The organism is Plantactinospora sp. KLBMP9567 (assembly GCF_033446045.1).
Taxonomy (GTDB): Bacteria; Actinomycetota; Actinomycetes; order Mycobacteriales; family Micromonosporaceae; genus Plantactinospora.
This window is the reverse complement of sequence record NZ_JAWQRR010000026.1, coordinates 69220-87877: the sequence shown is the minus strand read 5'-3', so window position 1 is coordinate 87877 and position 18658 is coordinate 69220. Positions and strand designations below refer to the sequence as shown.

Sequence of the window (18658 nt, the reverse complement as noted above, 5' to 3'; positions counted from 1 at the left end):
TGCTGTCGGAATCGAACTCGCCGTCCTTGGCGCCGGCCAGGAAGGCGTCCCACTCGTCTCAGCGAGGCCGATCGGACAGCGATCAGAAGAGACCTGTTCCTCCTGCTCCCGCCCACCGTTGGCGCCTCGCCGGCTCGGACTGATGTCGCGCCGGTTCAGAGCCGGGCGGCGACCTGCTTGCCGAGTGCGGCGAACTTGCTCTGCGCAATGACCGACGAGCCGGAGAGCACCACCAACCGCAGTTCCTGCTGGTACGGCACGGCGAAGGCCAGTACCCGGGCGCCGTCGACCGTGTACGCCACCGCGTCCGCCCCGACGCCGTCGACCCGGGTCGTCTTGGCCTGGCTGCCCTCGCCGATGGCGTCGATCGTCTCGGTCACGGTGTCGGCGCGGTCGGGGAACGCGGTCGCGACCAGCGACAGCGCCTCGCGGTTGCCGTCCTGGTAGGCGCAGGTCGAGGAACGTATTCGTAGCGAAATTGGTCGGATTTCGTTACATCGACCCGCCGTACGGCGCGGCGGACATTTCTCACTGTTTCCGCCGGCTTCGGCTGCGGCTCGGTGCAGCAAGATCAATCTGTGTCCGACATGACCGCGTCACGCCGGACCCCCACCCCATCGGAGGTACAGCGCATGTCATCGAGGTTGTCCCGCCACAGTAGTCAGCCAGCCGCCACGCGATCCGTCGCAGGTGGCGCCGCCGCGTCATCGTCCGGACCCGACGCGGCCGTCAGCCCGCTCAAGCGCCGCCTCGCGGTGGCCGCCGCCCTGCTCGTCGGCGTACCGGGGGCGGTCGCGATGACCAGCGGGCCGGTCGCCGCCCAGCCCCTCCAGTCGCACTGCGGGACGGAGACCGGCAACAAGCCGGTCGAGGGCTTCATCAGCCACGACGAGCTGCGGCGCAGCCTTGCGCAGATCGAGCAGACCAGCGGGGGCAAGGTCGCCGTCGACGTCGCCGGTCACTCCAACCAGGGGCGGGAGATCTGGACCGCCCGGGTCGGCGAGGGCGACACCGTGGTCCTGATCCAGAGCCAGATCCACGGCAACGAGATGAACGGCACCGTCGCGCTGCTGGAGACGCTCAAGAAGCTGGGCGACAACTCGGCCCGCTCCGCGGAGATCCGCAAGGCCGTCACCGTGGTCGCCGTGCCGAGGCTCAACGCCGACGGCGGCGAGCTGGACACCCGGCAGAACGCGACGAGCTGGGACGATGTCGTCGCCGACTTCCCGCAGTTGGCGGGGGTCCAGCCGGCGTGGAACTACAACTCCCGGCTCGGCGGGTTCGACGTGAACCGCGACTTCAACCCGGACCTCGACTACGTTCCCCAGCCGGGCGACTTCCCCGGCAACAGCGCCTCGGTCGGCTGGTACGTGACCCACGAGGCGCAGACCGTCCGCGAGGTCTACCGTGGCCTGGAGCGGGAGTTCGGCACCGTGGACGTCTTCGTCGACCTGCACAACCAGGCACCCTGCTACACCGGTGAGGGGATGGACGACTTCACCACGCTCTCCATCTCGGGGCGTTTCATCACCGACCCGGCACAGCACGGCAACTGGCCCAAGTTCGACTACGACGCGTCCCGGCGGATCAACGTCGCCGCGTACGACGCCATGCAGGGCGGGAACTCGCCGCAGAGCAAGGTGACGCGCTATCCGCAGGACACGAACCTGCCCGGTACCGCACTGGGCTCGTTCGCCCTCCGGGGCAGCGCAACCATCCTGTTCGAGACGCGGGGGCAGACGCAGTCCTGGAGCCAGAAGCAGAACGGCATGTTGAACAAGCAGATCGAGGTCGGGATGTTCGGCATCATCGACGCCGTCGCCGACGGGACGCTGGCCGGCATCGACCCGGAGCGCTACGAGTCGATTCCGGAGCGGATGAACGTCCCGCAGGACTGACGAGGCGGAGCTGACGACCGGAACGAACTGGCGTCCCGGCCTCCCGTGGGGGCGGCCGGGACGCCAGCGGCGCTCCGACCGATTGCCTGCTGCTGCACAGCGGGACGCCACACCGAACCGCCGCGTGGAGCGCGCCTGCCGTCGAGGCACAGGTGGCGGTCAGTGGCTCACCGGGTGCGGTGACAGGCCGCCGGCGACGGCGTGGCCCTGTGCGGGTCGATCGGCGCCCCGGATCAGGAGCAGGCTGTACGCCACGATCCAGATCAGCCAGAGGAGCCAGCCGACCAGGCCGAACAGCGAGAGCGGGTTGACCCCGTCGGTGCCGTACGGGCTGGTGGTCGCGGCGAGGAAGAGCAGCGCCGCGCCGAGCACACCGACGGCGGCATGCCAGCGGGTGCCGAGGCCGGCCCGCCGACCACTGACGGAGAGACCGAGCAGGGCTGTCGCCAGGAAGATCTGGTTGAAGCCGAAGAGTGCGTTGTGCAGGCCCCAGAGCCCGGCCACGGCGCCCGGGTCGTGGGGCGCGGCCGTGGCCACGGCCAGCCGGGACGCCCCCACGCTGGTGAACGCGACGCACTGCATGAGAATGCCGGCGAGGCCGACCATGGCCCAGCCCTCGCCCCGCACCCGGTCGTGGCGCCACAGCGCGGCGAACACTCCAGCGGCGAAGATGGTGGCCAGCAACCAGGCGGTGGGCAGCAGGGCGGAGGTGAGACGGAGTGCGTCCGACTCGTCGGCGTGGACCGCGGCTATCTCGTCGAACCCCACCGCATCGGACGGGTTTGGGAAGCCGGCCGAGACCAGCACCAGGTTTCCGCCGAGCAGCAGGAGTACGAAACCGATGCCGGACAGGCCGGCCAGCCGGGCGAAGCGCATGAGGTGCCTCCAATTGGCTTTACGCGACTTATATTAAATATAGGCAGCGACAAGAGGGAGGACAAGATGGCGGCAGCGCCGGAACGGCGGCGGTACGACTCGCTCGTCCGGACAGCGCAGGCCGACGAGACCCGCCGGCAGATCGCCCAGGCGGCCCGCCGGCTCTTCGTTGCCCAGGGGTGGGGGCGGACGACCGTCCGGGACGTGGCCCGTGAGGCCGGCGTCTCGGTCCCGACGGTCTACTCGGCGTACGGCAACAAGTTGGGTCTCGCCATTGCGCTGATGGACGCCGCCGACCTGGCCGCCGACCCCGACCGGCTGGTGGCGGAGTTGGCGGCGGCCGCCGATCCGCCCGGTCAGCTCGCGGTATCGGTCGCCTTCCATCGACGGCTGTTCGAGCGGGCCGGAGACGTGATCCTGCTGCTCCGCGAGGGCGGCCGGACCGAACCCGAACTGGCCGCCGCCTACCGCGAAGGACCCCGGCGTGGCGAGAAGGCGCTACTGGCGCTCTTCTCCTCGTGGCCCGCCGGCACTTTCTCCGACGGCGTCGACCCGCGCACCGCCGTCGACATGTACGGCGCGATCTGCGGCATCGACGCGTACGCGGAGCTGACCGCCGGACGCGGCTGGTCGCCCGAGCGCGTCGAACGCTGGTGGACCGAGCTGCTCACCCGGGAACTGCTCGGCTAGAAGGCGCAGGCGATGACGAGTTCCGGGGTGCGGTCGGGGAGGAAGTCGAGCTTGCCGATCCGGCCCGCCGCCTTCAGATCACCGGCGACGCTGGCCAACTGCTCCAGCATCGCCGCCGGGCCGAGCGCCTCGGCCAGCGGCACCTCGGTACGCATCGACACCTTCCGCTCCGACTTCGCCCGCCGCACCTGGGTCAGTGCCGCGCCGGCCAGCTCCAGCAGGGCCGGGTCGCCATCGGGGGCGACCCGCTGGATCTCGTACGTCGTCGGCCACGGGGAGCGGTGCACCGAGCCGTACCGCCACCAGGACCAGACCTCCTCGGTGACGTACGGCAGGAACGGGGCGAACAGCCGCAGCAGCGTGGAGAGGGCGGCGGCCAGCGCGGCCCGGGCCGACTCGGCACCCGGCCCCTCGCCGTAGGCCCGCTCCTTCACCAACTCGATGTAGTCGTCACAGAACCGCCAGAAGAACGCCTCGGTGACCTGCATCGCCTCGGTGTGGTCGTACCGGTCGAAGGCGGCGGTGGCGGTGGCGACCACAGTGGAGAGTCCGGCGAGCATCGACCGGTCCAACGGCTCGGTCGCCGGCGCCCGCAGGGCGTCGCCGGCACCGAGGCCGAGCGCGAACCGGGACGCGTTGAGCAGTTTGGTGGCGAGCCGCCGGCCGATCCGGATCTGGCCCGGGTCGAACGCCAGGTCGGTGCCGGGCCGCCCGTTCGCCGCCCAGTAGCGGACCGCGTCCGGGCCGTGCTCCTCCAGCAGCCCCATCGGGGTCTGCACGTTTCCCTTGGATTTGGACATCTTCTTGCGGTCCGGGTCGAGGATCCAGCCGGAGAGCACCGCGTCCCGCCAGGGCAGCACCCCGGCCTCCAGGTGCGACCGCACCACGGTCGCGAACAGCCAGGTACGGATGATCTCCTGCCCCTGTGGTCGCAGGTCCATCGGGAAGACCCGGGCGTACAGGTCGGGGTCGTCGAGCCAGCCGCCGATGATCTGCGGGGTCAGCGACGACGTGGCCCAGGTGTCCATCACGTCCGGGTCGGCGATGAAACCGTCCGGCCGGCCGCGCTGCGACTCGGTGTATCCGGCCGGGGTGTCGGAGGTCGGGTCGACGGGCAGCGCTGCCTCGTCCGGCGTGAGAGGCTGGTCGTAATCCGGCTCGCCAGCGTCGTCGAGCCGGTACCAGACCGGGAACGGCACCCCGAAATAGCGCTGCCGGCTGATCAGCCAGTCCCCGGTCAGCCCGCTCACCCAGTGGTCGTAGCGGTGCCGCATGTGTGCCGGCACCCAGTTCAGCTCCTGTCCCCGGTCCAGCAGCGCGGCCCGCAGTTCGGCGTCCCGGCCGCCGTTGCGCAGATACCACTGCCGGGTGGAGATGATCTCCAGCGGGCTGTCGCCCTTCTCGTAGAACTTCACCGGATGCGTGATCGGCCTCGGCTCGCCGTCCAGGTCGCCGGAGGCGGCGAGCAGCTCCACGATCCGCCGCCGGGCCGCGTTGACCCGCAGGCCGGCGAGTTCGGTGTACGGGGCCGGGTCGACCGGGGGTGGTGGCTCGGGCAGCAGCCGGCCGTCCCGGCCGATCACCACCCGGGTGGGCAGCCGCAGCTCCCGCCACCAGGTCACGTCGGCCAGGTCACCGAAGGTGCAGGTCATCACCAGACCGGTGCCCTTGGCCGGATCGGCCAGCGGGTGGGCGTAGACGGTCACCTCGGTGCCGAACAGCGGGGTGCGGACGGTGCCGCCGACCAGGTCGGCGTAGCGCTCGTCGTCGGGGTGGCAGACCAGCGCCACGCAGGCCGGCAGCAGCTCGGGGCGGGTGGTCTCGATCTGGACGTACGGGTCGTCGCGGCCGGGGCCGGGACCGATCGGGGTACCGGCGCTGCCCGGCCCGGACGCCAGCACCTCGAACCGGATCCGGTGGTACGCCCCCGGCCGTTCCCGGTCCTCCAGTTCCGCCTGGGCCACCGCCGTGCCGAAGCCGACGTCCCAGAGCGCGGGCGCCTCGGCGGAGTACGCCTCACCTCTGGCCAGGTTCCGCAGGAACGCCCGCTGCGCGGTGGCCCGGGCGGTCGGGCCGATCGTGGTGTACGTCAGCGACCAGTCCACCGACAGCCCGAGGCGCCGCCACAGCTCCTCGTAGACCTGCTCGTCCTCGGCGGTCAGTGCGGCACACAGCTCGACGAAGTTGCGCCGCGAGATCGCGACCGGGTTCTTCCGGGCCTCCTCGCCGACCGGCCGTAGCGGCGGCTGCCACTGCGGGTCGTACGGCAGGCTCGGGTCACAGGCGACGCCGTAGACGTTCTGCACCCGGCGCTCGGTGGGCAGGCCGTTGTCGTCCCAGCCCATCGGATAGAAGACCGTCCGGCCGCGCATCCGCTGGAACCGGGCCACCGTGTCGGTGTGGGTGTACGAGAAGACGTGCCCCATGTGCAGTTCGCCGGATACGGTCGGCGGAGGAGTGTCGATCGCGTACACGTCCGACCGGCTCTTCGTCCGGTCGAAGGCGTACGTCCCCTCCTCCTGCCACCGGCGGGCCCACTTCTCGGCCAGCCCGTCCAGGCTCGGCCGCTCCGGGACGCCGGTGCGCTGGTGCCGCTCCGTATCCGTCATCAGGAGCCGCCCGAGTAACCCTTGGCTTCAGCCATGGGGAGGAGGGCGCGGTCAGGCGTGGTGTTGGGTTCCGGCATGCCGTCGACACCTCCGCGAGGGCGGAACTGTCGGATGCGGCTGGGATGCTTCGAGCTGTGGACGAGACGGCGCGGTACACCTACCGGTTGCGGCCTGGCGCGACCGCGGAGGCCGTGCTGTTGGCCGAGTGGGGGCGCTGACGGTGGTTGTGGAACGAAGCCGTGCATCAGCAGCGGGTCTACCAGGACTCGATCGGGCACTGGTACGCCTCCTTCGTCGTGCGCCGTGAGGCTGTCGCCGCCCCCGTTGCTGAGGGGCGATCGGTGTCGGCTGGGGTGTGGCGACGACCGCGACGACGACCGATGCTGCCTACGACCTGCCACACCTCGGCCACCGGAAACGGTGCGCCGCCGAACTGGCCAAACTCCAGCGCCGGATGGCCCGCCGCCGGCGATCGAAGGGGGCCCCGCCGTCGAACGGCTACCTGCGCGCCAAGCCGCAGGCGGCGAAGATCGCGAAGAAGGCGGCCCGGCAGAACACCCACCACGCCCGCGTCTGGACAAAGAAGATCATCGACAACCACGCCACGATCGCGGCCGAGGACTTCAAGCCGACATTCCTCAGCAGGTCTCGGATGGCCCGTAAGGGCGCTGATGCGGCGATCGGGGCGGCGAAGCGGGAACTGGTCGAGCGTGGCATGCGGGCGGGCCGGAAGGTGGTGCTGGTACCGCCCGCCCACACCACGATGACCTGCTCGCAGTGCGGTACGAGAGCCAAGCACCGCCTCGGGCCGGGTGTCAGAGTCTTCCGGTGCGACACCTGCGGCTACACCGCCTGCCGAGACCGGAACGCCGCGAGGACGATCCTCGCCACGGCAGAACGTGATCGTGCTGGTGCCGACGACGTGAGACATGCGATCACCTCCTCCCGGGGCGGTGCTCTCGTGCGGTCTGAGTCAGAAATCCCCCGGCTTCCAGCCGTCGGGAAGCGTTAATGGCCGATGGTACGGGAGACGGCGGGCCAGGCGACCAGGATTTCGGCACCGCCGACCACCAGCGGACGGCTACTCCGCCCACCCGTCGGACAGCACCCGGGCCCGCCCGTCGGGCAGTGACTCCGCCGGCCAGTCCCCGGTCAGGAACGACCGGACCAGGGCGGCGTGCGACAGCGGAGTGCCCAGGTCGGCGACGTCGGCGTTGGTGGTGTAGTCCAGCAGCACCACGTCCCGGTCGGCGGAGAGCCGTCGCAGCTCGGCGACCAGGTCGGCCGCCGGATGCTCCAGCACCCACCGGTACGCCGGCAGGTAGATCAGGCGCCGGGCCTCCGCGTAGCCCAGCAGTCGGTCACCGGTCAGCCCGGCCCGGTGCCCCCGCACCGCACCGTAGCGGCGCACCGTCCGCTTCAGGCCCTTCATCGTGGTCACGCCGAGCCGGCCCGGATCGACGTCGGCGCCGGCGAAGACCTTGAGCGCCTGCCAGATCCCCTCGACGGACTCTCCGGTGATGCCGGGCGAGAACGGCACCGGGATGCCGCCGTGCGGATAGAACGGGCTCAGCCGCACCCAGGGGTCGGGCCCGCGCGAGGTCACGTCGAGCACCGCCGCCCCCGGCGCCGCCTCGAGGGTCGCGGCGGAGCGCCGCCGGCTCATCACCCGTATCGCCATGGACCCACCCTCCGTCGACGGCACGTTGCCGGCCCGACGTGACCACGATGGTCGACTCCGCATCCTGCCGCCCGGGTACGACACCCGCCGCCCTGCCGCCGATCCGCCGGCTACCGTGGACGCCGTGATTCCCGAGGCGCTCGCCCGCAACGTACGGCAGGTGTGGGGGGTGGACGGCATCCGCTGGCTCGCCGAACTGCCCCGGGTGCTCGCCGAGGTGGCCGCCGACTGGGAGCTGACCATCGGCGAGCCGTACGACCTGTCGTTCCACTACGTCACCCCGGTGACCTGTGCCGATGGCCGGCCGGCCGTGCTGAAGCTGGGTGTGCCGAGCGGGGAGTCGCTGCGTACCGAGGCACCGGCGCTGGCCGCGTTCGCCGGCCGGGGCGCCGTACGCCTGCTCCGCGCCGACCTGGACCGGGGTGCGCTGCTGCTGGAGCGGGCCGAGCCCGGCTGGCGGCTGCGTGACCTCCTGCCCGGCCGGGACGCCGAGGCGACCTCGGTGGCGGCGGAGGTGCTGCGCCGGCTCGCCGTACCGCCGCCGGCCGACTGTCCGCTGCCCGACCTTTCGACCTATGCCGCCGGCTTCGACGAGTATCTGGCGGTGCACGGCGACGGCGGGCCGCTGCCGGCCGACCTCGTCGCCCGGGCCGGCGGCCTGATGCGGGAGCTGTGCGCCTCGGCGACCGGCCGGGTGGTGCTGCACGGAGACCTGCACCACGACAACATCCTGCGCGCGGAGCGCGAACCGTGGCTCGCCATCGACCCGCACGGGCTGGTCGGCGATCCCGGGTTCGAGGTCGGCGCGCTGCTCTACAACCCCGAGCCGGACGACCGGGACCCGGCGTTGACCGCGCTGGTGCCGGCCCGGGTCGAACAGCTCGCCGACCTGCTGACGATGCCGGTGGACCGGGTGGTCGGCTGGGGCTTCGTCATGGCGGTGCTGTCGGATGTCTGGACGGCCGAGGACTGGAAACCGGGCGATCCGTCGCCGGCCAGCCGGGCCCTGGACGTCGCCCGCCTGCTGCTGTCCCGACTGAGCTGAGCACGCTGTTGTCCCGGTTGTGCTGAGCAGGCTGCTGTCCCGGCTGGGCCGGGTACGGCGTCAGCGGCGCAGGGTGAGGCGGAACTCGCAACCGTCGCCGTCGGGGCCCGGTGAGCGCAGTGTGAGGTCGCCGCCGTGCGCCAGTGCGATCTGCCGGGCGATCGCCAGGCCGAGACCGGTGCCGGGGACATCCCGCCGGCTACGCCAGAAACGCTGGAAGACGCGCTCCTGCTCGTCGGCGGGGACGCCCGGCCCGTGGTCGGTGACCAGTACGGCCACTTCGGAGTCGGTGGCCTTGACGTCGACCCGTACCGCCGAGCCGGCCGGGGCGTACCGGATCGCGTTGTCGACGAGGTTGGTGACGGCACGCCGTACCGTAGGTTCGTCCACCGCGCAGCTCGCGTCCGCCGGCCCGCCGACCGAGAGCCGGATCCGCCGCTTCGCGGCCAGTACGCCGGCGTCCTCCAGTACCCGGCCGACGATGGCGGTCAGTTCGGCCGGCTGCCGGTCGAGGACGCGGGCCCGGCCGCGGGCATCCACCAGGAGTTCGTCGAGAGTCGCCCGCAGCCGCACCGCCGCGGTCCGGGACCGTTCGAGTCCCTTCCGGTACACCTCGACGGTGGGCTCCGGATGGGTGAGCAGCACCTCGGCATTGGTGACCAGGACGGCCAGCGGGATCCGCAGTTCGTGGCTGGTCTCCTCGATGAGCTGCCGCTGGGTGTCGGCGGCCCGCTCCAGCCGGTCGAGCATCGCGTCGAAGCTCGCGGCGAGCGACACCAGCTCGGTCGGGCCCCGGTCGAGCCCGGTACGCCGGCTCAGGTCCGCTCCCTCGATCTCCTCGACGACCCGCCGGATCCGGTCGATCGGGCCGACCGCCCGGCCGGCCCACCACCAGGCCAGTCCGGCGGCGACCGGGGCGAGGGCGAGAACCGTCCAGGTGACCCAGCCGGACCGGTCGGTGGTGGTGTGCTCGACGGGTTCCGCACCGATCAGCGCCAGCGTCGTCGTCTCGGTGTCGGTCACCAGGGTCACGCCGAACAGCAGCAGGACCGGTACGTAACTGGCCAGGAAGCCGAGCACCGCGAGGCGTACCCGCAGCGAGCGCCAGCCGCGGCTCACGACGGTTCCGCCAGTTGGTAGCCGACGCCGGTGATGGTGACGATCGGCGCCGGCTCGCCGAGTTTCCGGCGCAACCGGCTGAGGATCACGCGGACCGACGAGGTGAACGGGTTGGCGTGCGCGTCCCAGACGTGTTCCAGCAGCTCCTCGGCGGAGAGCACCCGGCCGGGATGGTGCATGAAGTAGCGCAGCAGCGAGAACTCCCGGGCGGTCAGCCCGATTTCGGTACCGGCCCGCCACGCCTGGTGCGCGGCCAGATCCAGGGTCAGGTCGCCGACCTGCAGCGTCGAGCCGGGTACGTCGCCCCGGCGCCCGAGCGCCCGCAGCCGAGCGACCAGTTCGGCGAAGTGGAACGGCTTCACCAGGTAATCGTCCGCACCCGCGTCGAGCCCGGCTACCCGGTCCGTCACCGAGTCCCGGGCGGTCAGCACCAGGCAGCGCCGGGGCCGGTGCAGCTCCGGATCCCGGCCGAGTCGCCGGACGAGGTCGAGCCCGTCCCCGTCCGGCAGCCCCAGGTCGAGACAGGCGACGTCGTAGCCGGTGATCTGGAGCAGCTCCTCGGCGTCGGCGTAGCTGGCCGCCAGGTCGACCGCGTACGACTCGTTGCGCAGGCCGAGGGCGACCACCTCGGCGAGATCGGGGTCGTCCTCGACCAGCAGGATGCGCATGGCGTGGCTCCTCGGAAGCGGGACCGGGGTCGGTCAGCCGGCCAGCTTGGCGACGTGCGGGCCGCCCGGTCCGGTGACGGTCAGCCGGCCGGCGCCGAACTCGACGACCACCTCCGGACCGCTGCCGGTCGGGTCGTCGGGACGGTAGCGGCCGGCACCGGCCGGGGTGAGGGTGAGGGTCGGCGGTCCGGTGTCCACCTCGGCGGCCTCGACCCCGCCCTTCTGGTTGACCGCGAACCACCCGAGGACCGTCCGGGTGTCGGTGGTGACCGTGACGTAGCTGCGCAGCTCGCCGTCCCGGACGACGGTGCCGCCGGGAGTGATGCCGGTGATCCGCCCGAACGCGGTCTCCAGTGCCTTGCGTTCCTTGCGGCCCTCCTGGGTCTCCCCGTCGAGTAGCGCCAGCACCCGCTCCTCGTGCCGTCGCAGCTCGTCGGCGGAGACGCCGCGCGGCGGGAAGAGCGCGGCAACGGCGTCCGCACCGCTCGCGGAGATCGACATCTGGTTGCCGGCAGCGGTCACCTCGAACCCTCCTCCCGTCTCCAGCCGGTACTTCCCGACGGTAGCGGCCGGGGCGGTGCCGCCGGGGGGCGGGCTGGGCGTCGGCAGCGGAGCGTCGGCGAGCAGGGCCGGGCCCACCTTTTCGAGCAGCTTCTCGGCGTTCACCTCGGGCCGGTTGGACGCCATCGCGATCACTCGCTCGCCCTCGGGTACCCACACCACCACGGCGTTGTGGCCGATGTCGCCGCCCCCACCCGCGGTGGTCAGGAACGGCTTGCCGTACACGGAGGCGTCGTACGCCACCCAGCCGGGCGTCTCCGACCTGCCCTTGCCCAGGTCGTGCCCGGGGGTGCCGATCGCCTGCACGGACGCGGCCGAGACGAGCCGGCCGGTGAAGAGCGCGTGGGTCCAGGCCGCCAGGTCCCGAGTGGTCATCGCCAGCCCGCCGTTGCCGTCGACCGCCCAGTGCGGTCCGGCGAAGCCTCCCGACTCACCGGTCTGGCCGCCGTCGAGCCGGCCGACGGCGCGAGGGCCCGGCGCGGCCGGCTGGCCGTCCCAGAATCCGCCGGCGACCCGGCCGTCGGGCAGCGTCAGGATCTCCGCCATGGTGTAGTCCCGGTAGCTCCGGCCGGAGACCTTCTCGATCACGAGGGCCAGCAGGGTGTAGCCGGCGTTCGAGTAGACGTAACCGGTGCCCGGCGCGAACGCCAGCTTCAGGCCGCCGATCGCCGACAGCGCGCCGGCCCGGTCCAGCGGCTTGTGGTCGGTGCCGTGCGTGCCGTTCAGCCCACTGGTGTGCAGCAGGAGTTGCCGGACGGTCACCCCGGCCACCGGACCGGTCAGCTCCGGCAGGATCGTGCCGACCCGGTCGTCGAGCGCCAGCTTGCGGTCGTCCGCCAGTCGGAACACGGTGGCGGCGGTGAACGCCTTGCTGACCGAGCCGATGCTGAAGACGGTATCGACCGTGTTCGGTGTGCCGGCGGCCTCGTCCGCCGATCCGTAGCTGGCCAGGCAGTCGAAGCGCCCACCGGTCGAAATCGCGATCGAGCCGCTGAACCCGGCCCGAGCCCATGCGCCGAAGGCGGCGTCGATGCGGCCGTCGCACCGGGCACCGGTGGCGGCCGGAGAACCCGGCTCGAACTCCGGCGGACCGCTCTTGGCAGTGCAGGCGGCCAGCGACACCGCGATCATCGCCACCGCGATGAACCTGAAGTGCTTGGTCATGGGCCGAAGCTAGGAGTACCGGTGCGAACCTGAGGTAAACGAGGCGGCCGGGACCGCCCGGCCACAGTGGCGGGGCCGCCCGGCCACAGTGGCGGGACCGCCCGGCCACAGTGGCGGGACCGCCCGGCCACGGTGGCGGGGCCGCCCGGCCGGCGGTCGGGAGATCCGGCGGCGGTCAGCGTCGGACCGGGGAGTCCTCCGGATTGCGACGGGCCGGGTCGGAGGCTCACTGGAGCAGCGAGTCGCGCCACTGCCGGTGCAGCGCCGCGTACCGGCCGCCTCGGGCGATCAGCAGCTCCGGCGGACCGTCCTCGGCCACCCGGCCGCCGTCCAGCACCAGCACCCGGTCTGCGATCTCCACCGTGGACAACCGGTGGGCGATGACGATCGCGGTCCGGTCGGCGAGGATGGTCCGCAGCGCCCGCTGCACGAGCCGCTCGCTCGGGATGTCCAGCGACGAGGTGGCCTCGTCCAGGATCAGCACCGCCGGGTCGGCGAGGAACGCCCGGGCGAACGCGACGAGCTGCCGCTGCCCGGCGGAGAGCCGGCCGCCGCGCCGGTGCACGTCGGTCGCGTACCCGGCGGGCAGCGCGGCGATGAAGTCGTGCGCGCCGATCGCGTCGGCCGCCGCGACCACGTCCTCGTCGCCCGCACCCGGCCGGCCGAACCGGATGTTGTCCGCCACCGACCCGGCGAAGAGGTGGTTCTCCTGGGTGACCATGACGACCGCCCGGCGCAGGTCGGCGTCGGCCACGTCGCGCAGGTCGACGCCGTCCAGGGTGACGGTGCCCCGGGTCGGGTCGTAGAACCGGGCGACCAGCTTCGCCACCGTCGACTTCCCGGCCCCCGTCGCGCCGACCAGCGCCACCGTCTGGCCGGCCGGGATCGACAGGCTCAACTCCGGCAGGACCGGGGCGCCGGCGCGGTAGCCGAAGGTCACCGTGCGCAGTTCGACAGCACCCCGGGCCGGGCCGGTCGGCAACGGGCGGGGAGCGGCCGGTTCCGGTACGCCGGGCCGCTCGTCGAGCACTCCAGCCAGCTTCTCCAACGCCGCCGTGGCGGACTGGAGTGCGTTGTAGAACTGGCTCAACTCCTGCATCGGCTCGAAGAACCGGCGGAGGTAGAGCAGGAACGCGGCGAGTACGCCGATCTCGGCGTGCCCGCCCAGCACCCGCATGCCGCCGTACGCCAGCACCACCGCGATGGTCACGTTGCCGATCACCTTGATCGCCGGGGAGTAGGTGGCGATCAGCCGGAACGCCCGCAGGTTCGCCCGCCGGTGCTCGTCGTTGACGGTGCCGAAGATCTCCTGGTTGCGCGGTTCCCGGCGGAACGCCTGCACCGCCCGGATCCCGCCGAGCGACTCGACGAAGTGGACGATCACCAGCGCGACCGTCTCCCGGGTACGCCGGTAGGCGGACGCGGAGGCGCGGGCGAACCAGCGGGACAGCCAGAGCAGGAACGGGAAGGCGAGCAGGGTCACCGCGGCCAGCGGCAGGTCCAGCCAGAGCAGGACGCCGGCCACCGAGACGATGGAGAGCACGGCGAGCACCAGGTCGTCGATGCCGCCGTCGACGAGTTCGGCGATCGAGTCCATGTCACTGGTCAGCCGGGCCACCAGCCGGCCCGAGGTGTAGCGCTCGTGGAAGCTGACCGACAGCCGCAGGAAGTGGTCGTACACCCGGCGGCGCAGGTCGAGCAGGATGGCCTGGCCGATCCGGGTGGAGAGGGTGAGGAAGCCGCGCTTGCCGACGTACTCGGCTCCGGCGGCCAGCCCGAACGCGGTCGCCACCGCGACGAGCGGACCGGGGTCACCGGCCCGGAGCGGCCCGATCGCCCGATCGATACCGAGCATCACCAGGTACGGCCCGGCCATCCCGGCCGCGTTCTGGAGCAGCAGCAGGGCCACCGCCACGCCGATCAGCTTGCGGTGCGGCCGGATCAGCGAGCCGAGCAGGACCCGGCTGCGGCTGCGCAGCCTGGCGATGCCCTGCGCGGTGCCGGTCTCGGCGGCGGTCCGGTCCGCGTCCGGGTCGGCGGCGATGCCCCGCCACCGGGCCAGGTCCGGGGTGGTGGTCGTCGTTGGGTCGTCGGCGGACTCCGCCGCCGTCGCACCGTCGACCGGACCGGCTGCCGTCATGACCTGACGAGTCCCAGGTCGTCGGTGTCCTCGGCGGGGTCGGTGTCCTCGGCGGAGAGCACCGCCCGGTACGCGGGCACCTCGCGCAGCAGTTCGGCGTGGGTACCGACGGCGGCGATCCGGCCGTCGGCGAGCAGCGCCACCCGGTCGGCGAGGGCGACGGTCGAGGGCCGGTGCACCACCACCAGCGCGGTGGTGTCCCGGAGCACCCGGGCCAGCGCCCGCTCGACCAGCGCCTCGGTGTGTACGTCCAGCGCCGACAGCGGATCGTCGAGCACCAGCACCCCGGGCCGGCCGAGTACCGCCCGGGCCAGGGCCAGCCGTTGCCGTTGCCCGCCGGAGAGGGAGAGCCCCTGCTCGCCGATCCGGGTGTCCAGCCCCCACGGCAGGTCGTACACGAAGTCGGCCTGGGCCACGGCGAGCGCGGCGCGTACCTCGTCGTCGCCCGCGTCGGCCCGGCCCAGAGTGAGGTTCTCCCGCACCGACATCGAGAAGAGCGTCGGCTCCTCGAAGGCGATCCCGACCCGGCTGCGCAGCGAGTCCAGCCGGATGTCCCGGATATCCCGCCCATCCAGGCTGACCTGGCCGGCGGTGACGTCGTACAGGCGCGGCACCAGCGAGAGCAGGCTGGTCTTGCCGCAGCCGGTGGCGCCGACGATGGCCAGCGTCTCGCCGGGCTGGACCGCCAGGTCGACGCCGCGCAGCAGCGGAGGCCCCTGTGGATAGCCGAACCACACGTGGTCGAAGCGGAGTGCGCAGCCCCGGCCGGCGCCCTCCGGCCCGGCCAGTGCCACCGAGCCCGGCCGGTCGACGATGGTCGGCCGGGTGTCCAGCACCTCGTAGATCCGGTCGGCGGCGGTCATCGCCTCCTGGGCGTTGGCGATGATCCAGGCGAGCGACTCGATCGGCCAGATCAGCATCAGTTGCAGGCTGACGAAGGCGACCAGTCCGCCGATGGTCAGCGAGCCCTGCGCGACGGCGACCGCACCGGCCACCAGCACCGCCGCCAGGGTCAGGTTGGGAATCAGGTCGAACTGTGCGGAGGTACGGGCGAGCAGCCGGCCCTTGCCGGTCGCGGTGTCGTGCAGCGTACGGCTGCCGGCCGCGAACCGCCCGGTCATCTCCGGGCGCCGGCCGAACGCCTTGACGGTGCGGATGCCCTGCGCGGACTCCTCGATCAGGGTGGCCAGGTCGCCCTGCTCGTCCTGGAGCCGCCGGGCCGCCAGCAGATAGTCCCGGGTGAACCGGCGACTCGCCAGGAACAGCGGCACCGCGCCGGCCGCCACCAGCAGCCCCAGGCCCGGGTGCAGGGTGATCAGCAGTGTCACCACGGCGAGGTAGGTGGTGACGTTCACGACGAGGAAGAGCAGCCCGAAGGAGAGGAAGCGCCGGATCACCGAGAGGTCGCTGGTGACCCGGGACAGCAACTGGCCGGACTGCCAGCGGTCGTGGAAGCCGATGTGCAGCCGTTGCAGGTGGGCGTAGATCTCGTCCCGGATGGTGGCCTCCATCCCGACGGCCGAGGAGGACTGGGCCCACCGCCGGATGAAGATCAACGCCGCTTCGGCGAGCCCCAGCAGCAGCGCCAGCCCGCCGAGCCGGAGCAGGCCGCCGGGGTCGCGGTGCGCGATCGGGCCGTCCACCGCCCGTTGCACGACGAGCGGTACGGCGATGCTCGCCCCGGTCGCCGCGAACGCCGCGAGCAGCAGCCAGACCAGTTGCGCCCGGTACGGGCGGAGGTAGCGCCGCAGCCGCCAGAGGTTGCGGGGCAACGGATTGCCGGGCAGCCGGAGCCGGCGCCAGCTCCGCAACGGTGGCTCAGCGGTGTGCTGCGAGGGCGGGTCGGCGGTGCGCCGCGAGGGCGGGTCGGCGGTGCGCCGCGCCGGTTGGCCCCTCCGGCGAATCCCCAGCCGGGCGGGCAGCCGGAAGCCCGGCCGGCCCCGGACCGTGGGCTCGTCGTCACGATCCGGCGCCATGCCATGACGTTAACGGCAAATCCAGCTTCCGGACGAGTCGTGTTGTTGTCACCTGGCGTCGCCGGAGCGGGCCCGGCCGGCACCGGTCGGCGGATCGGCGTCGATCGACGGCTCAGGTGACGGCACGCTGCGGAGCGGCGCTCGCGACACCTGCCCGGCGCCGTGCGCCGCCCGGTCGGTGCTGATCGGCGGCTCAGTGCCGGTGGGCGTACCGGCGGCGCCGCTCCGCCAGGCGCTCGGCCTGCACCCGGAGGCGCTCGGGGTCGAACCCGGCGGGCGGCGGTGCGGCCAGCAGCATTGTGCGGAGCAGTTCGGCGTACCGCGCGGCGAGCCGGGAGCGGGCCGCGTCGACCCGGTCCGGCTGGGCCGACGGCCGGATCGGCGGCGGTGGGATGCGGACCGGGCCGGGGTGCGGAGTGGACCGTTCCTCGACCACCCGGCGGATCCGACCGAGGGTGTCGGCGAGTACCTGGTCGCTGGGATAGTCCCCGTCCCATTCCAGCAGTACGCCGGGCGGACGGGCCAGCGTGCACAGGTCGGCGAGGAGTTGGTAGACATCGTCCACCGGTGCCCGGGTGTGCGTGTCGTGCCAGATCCCGTCCTGCCGCTGGCCACCCGCCACGTGCACGTACCCCAGCGCGTCCGGGGGCAACCCGGCCAGGGTCTCCAGCGGGTCGACGGACTGGTTGACCCGGTTGGTGTGCAGGTTGGCCACGTCGACGAGCAGCCGTACGCCGGTCCGCTCGACCAGTTCGGCCAGGAACCGGCCCTCGGTGAGTTCGTCGCCGGGCCAGCCGAACAGCGCCGCCACGTTCTCCAGGGCCAGCGGCACCGGCAGCGCGGCCTGGGCCAGCCGGACGTTCGCCACCAGCACCTCCAGGCAGTCCCGGGTACGCGGCACCGGCAACAGGTGCCCGGCCTCCAACCCGGCTGCCCGGACCACCGCGACGTGCTCGCTGACCAGCGGCGCCTCCAGCAGCTCGGCGCAGGCGGCCAGGTGGGCCAGCCGGCGCCGGTCGGGTGGCTCCGCCCCGCCGAGGCCCAGCCCCACCCCGTGCGGCACGACGGTGACACCCCGGGCACGCAGCAGCCGGAGCGACTCCGGCAGCCGCGGCGGTCGTAGCCGCTCGGCGATCACCTCGACGAAGTCGACCCCGGGCAGCCGTTCCACGGTGAGGTCGATCTCCGAACGCCAGCCGATCCCGATGCCCAGCATCTTTGCGACCTCCCGGGTCAGCCGCAGCCGCCGCAGCCACCACCGCAGCCCCCGTAGCCCGTACCGGCGCCGCCGGATTCGGACTCCGGTTCGGGCGGGCGGAGCGCGGTCTGGAGCGTCGGATCAGCGAGCACGGCCAGCCCGCCGAGCGCCACGGCGAGTCCGACCGGTACCAGTGCCCGGCGCTTCGCCGGCCCTCGCCGGGCCGCGTCGGACTTGCGCAGCAGCGCCGACGCGGCCTCCGGGGCGACCCGGTGGACCAGGAACCTGTCCCCGTGCCAGCCGCCGTGGCCGCCGATCGTGTCGATCGCCCGTCGCCCCAGCACGTGTTCGCGGATGCCGAGCCCGCCGGCGGCCGTACCGAGCAGAGCCGCACCGAGCGCCGCCAACCAGTCGACCGGGAAGAACACGGCGGCGGCCACGAGCAGCAGCCAGGGTACGACGGTCGCGCCGACCGACGCGGTGAGCAGCTCGACCAGCCGTGCCCGGGTCGGCTCGACCGCCTCGTCCGGGGTCAGCATGCCGAGATCTTCCAGCCGCCGATGGATGCTGGTCAGCACGGGCGTGAACCGGAGCGCCGCCCGCAGTTCCGGCGCCGACCGGGGCCGGTGCGGATCCGTGGCGAGCGTGTCCAGCACCGCCCGTTCCAGCGGATCGGTCGGGACCGGCACACCGGTCACCGCGCTGACCTCTCCCTCGCGGGAGATCCGTACCGCCCCGCCGTGGTGCAGCGTGACGAGTGCGGCGTCGATGGCGTGTCCGGCGTCGCCCATCAGATAGGCCAGCTCGTACGTCCCGAGGTCGGCCAGCGGGTCCGCTGTGGAGGCCGGACGCCACTGTCGCTTCCGGACCTCCGGCAACCAGTGCTGGACCGCTGTCTTGACCCGGGCCCGGGTCAAGAGCACCAGTCCGGCGAAGACGACGGCTGCTGTCCAGAGCAGGAGGGTCATGGCGGCTTCCGGCCGGCGGAGTGGTCCGGCCGATCTGTCCGGTGCCGGGCCGTACGGCCGGGAGA

The 18658-nt window shown here is 72.7% G+C and carries 14 protein-coding genes and 1 pseudogene; 4 read left to right on the top strand and 11 right to left on the bottom strand.

Translation table 11 applies throughout. The features are described 5' to 3' along the window. Positions 1-155: 155 nt before the first annotated feature. Entirely contained in the window at positions 156-380 is a 225-nt protein-coding gene (locus R6Y94_RS21015) for a hypothetical protein (protein ID WP_318397588.1), read from the bottom strand. A gap of 252 nt (positions 381-632) precedes the next feature. Between R6Y94_RS21015 and R6Y94_RS21010 the strand changes: the two genes are divergently transcribed. Then, positions 633-1898 carry a M14 family zinc carboxypeptidase gene (locus R6Y94_RS21010; RefSeq protein ID WP_318397587.1) on the top strand — a complete coding sequence of 422 codons (1266 nt, stop codon included), beginning with the start codon at positions 633-635 and terminating at the stop codon, positions 1896-1898. Between the two features lie 159 nt (positions 1899-2057). Here R6Y94_RS21010 and R6Y94_RS21005 read toward each other — a convergent pair whose 3' ends face one another. Continuing rightward, positions 2058-2774 carry a hypothetical protein gene (locus tag R6Y94_RS21005; protein WP_318397586.1) on the bottom strand — a complete coding sequence of 239 codons (717 nt, stop codon included), beginning with the start codon at positions 2772-2774 and terminating at the stop codon, positions 2058-2060. A gap of 66 nt (positions 2775-2840) precedes the next feature. On the opposite strand from R6Y94_RS21005, the gene R6Y94_RS21000 reads away from it, so the two are divergent. Beyond that, the gene (locus R6Y94_RS21000; RefSeq protein ID WP_318397585.1) at positions 2841-3464 is read left to right on the top strand and encodes a TetR/AcrR family transcriptional regulator; all 624 of its coding nucleotides are present in this window, start codon (positions 2841-2843) and stop codon (positions 3462-3464) included. Here the strand turns inward: R6Y94_RS21000 and valS are convergent. Continuing rightward, positions 3461-6073 (bottom strand): valine--tRNA ligase, encoded by a 2613-nt coding sequence (valS, locus tag R6Y94_RS20995; protein WP_318397584.1) that lies wholly within the window; start codon positions 6071-6073, stop codon positions 3461-3463. The two genes, R6Y94_RS21000 and valS, sit on opposite strands and share 4 nt — an antisense overlap. A gap of 337 nt (positions 6074-6410) precedes the next feature. Between valS and R6Y94_RS20990 the strand changes: the two genes are divergently transcribed. Continuing rightward, complete coding sequence (locus R6Y94_RS20990) at positions 6411-7085, top strand: transposase (RefSeq protein ID WP_318397754.1); 675 nt, start codon at positions 6411-6413, stop codon at positions 7083-7085. 69 nt (positions 7086-7154) lie between these two features. On the opposite strand, the gene R6Y94_RS20985 is transcribed toward R6Y94_RS20990, so the two are convergent. Further along, positions 7155-7754, bottom strand: a complete 600-nt coding sequence (locus R6Y94_RS20985) for a DUF6939 family protein (RefSeq protein ID WP_318397583.1) — start codon at positions 7752-7754, stop codon at positions 7155-7157. Between R6Y94_RS20985 and R6Y94_RS20980 the strand changes: the two genes are divergently transcribed. Then, entirely contained in the window at positions 7753-8799 is a 1047-nt protein-coding gene (locus R6Y94_RS20980; RefSeq protein ID WP_318397582.1) for an aminoglycoside phosphotransferase family protein, read from the top strand. The two genes, R6Y94_RS20985 and R6Y94_RS20980, sit on opposite strands and share 2 nt — an antisense overlap. A 60-nt stretch (positions 8800-8859) precedes the next feature. Here the strand turns inward: R6Y94_RS20980 and R6Y94_RS20975 are convergent, their stop codons facing one another. The 7 genes and pseudogenes from R6Y94_RS20975 to R6Y94_RS20945 form a co-directional block, all read right to left on the bottom strand. After that, entirely contained in the window at positions 8860-9918 is a 1059-nt protein-coding gene (locus R6Y94_RS20975; protein WP_318397581.1) for a HAMP domain-containing sensor histidine kinase, read from the bottom strand. After that, entirely contained in the window at positions 9915-10586 is a 672-nt protein-coding gene (locus R6Y94_RS20970) for a response regulator transcription factor (RefSeq protein WP_318397580.1), read from the bottom strand. The genes R6Y94_RS20975 and R6Y94_RS20970 overlap by 4 nt, the downstream gene beginning before the upstream one ends. A gap of 33 nt (positions 10587-10619) precedes the next feature. Then, a complete protein-coding gene (locus tag R6Y94_RS20965) occupies positions 10620-12311 on the bottom strand; it encodes a serine hydrolase domain-containing protein (RefSeq protein ID WP_318397579.1) in 1692 nt (563 codons plus the stop codon). A gap of 226 nt (positions 12312-12537) precedes the next feature. Further along, the gene (locus R6Y94_RS20960) at positions 12538-14451 is read right to left on the bottom strand and encodes an ABC transporter ATP-binding protein (RefSeq protein ID WP_318397578.1); all 1914 of its coding nucleotides are present in this window, start codon (positions 14449-14451) and stop codon (positions 12538-12540) included. Then, on the bottom strand, positions 14448-16427 hold the full coding sequence (locus R6Y94_RS20955; protein WP_318397577.1) for an ABC transporter ATP-binding protein: 1980 nt from the start codon (positions 16425-16427) through the stop codon (positions 14448-14450). Before R6Y94_RS20955 ends, R6Y94_RS20960 begins: the two co-directional genes overlap by 4 nt. Before the next feature lie 442 nt (positions 16428-16869). Further along, positions 16870-17643, bottom strand: a pseudogene (locus R6Y94_RS20950) (DUF692 domain-containing protein); the annotation flags it as partial. Between the two features lie 17 nt (positions 17644-17660). Continuing rightward, positions 17661-18593 (bottom strand): TIGR04222 domain-containing membrane protein, encoded by a 933-nt coding sequence (locus R6Y94_RS20945; protein WP_318397575.1) that lies wholly within the window; start codon positions 18591-18593, stop codon positions 17661-17663. Positions 18594-18658: the final 65 nt, after the last annotated feature.

Coding starts and splice junctions, on each gene's coding strand:
- R6Y94_RS21010 (WP_318397587.1), top strand. CDS start 633: ATGTCATCGAGGTTGTCCCGCCACAGTAGTCAGCCAGCCGCCACGCGA.
- R6Y94_RS21005 (WP_318397586.1), bottom strand. CDS start 2,774: ATGCGCTTCGCCCGGCTGGCCGGCCTGTCCGGCATCGGTTTCGTACTC.
- R6Y94_RS21000 (WP_318397585.1), top strand. CDS start 2,841: ATGGCGGCAGCGCCGGAACGGCGGCGGTACGACTCGCTCGTCCGGACA.
- valS (WP_318397584.1), bottom strand. CDS start 6,073: ATGACGGATACGGAGCGGCACCAGCGCACCGGCGTCCCGGAGCGGCCG.
- R6Y94_RS20980 (WP_318397582.1), top strand. CDS start 7,753: ATGGACCCACCCTCCGTCGACGGCACGTTGCCGGCCCGACGTGACCAC.
- R6Y94_RS20985 (WP_318397583.1), bottom strand. CDS start 7,754: ATGGCGATACGGGTGATGAGCCGGCGGCGCTCCGCCGCGACCCTCGAG.
- R6Y94_RS20970 (WP_318397580.1), bottom strand. CDS start 10,586: ATGCGCATCCTGCTGGTCGAGGACGACCCCGATCTCGCCGAGGTGGTC.
- R6Y94_RS20965 (WP_318397579.1), bottom strand. CDS start 12,311: ATGACCAAGCACTTCAGGTTCATCGCGGTGGCGATGATCGCGGTGTCG.
- R6Y94_RS20960 (WP_318397578.1), bottom strand. CDS start 14,451: ATGACGGCAGCCGGTCCGGTCGACGGTGCGACGGCGGCGGAGTCCGCC.
- R6Y94_RS20955 (WP_318397577.1), bottom strand. CDS start 16,427: ATGGCGCCGGATCGTGACGACGAGCCCACGGTCCGGGGCCGGCCGGGC.
- R6Y94_RS20945 (WP_318397575.1), bottom strand. CDS start 18,593: ATGACCCTCCTGCTCTGGACAGCAGCCGTCGTCTTCGCCGGACTGGTG.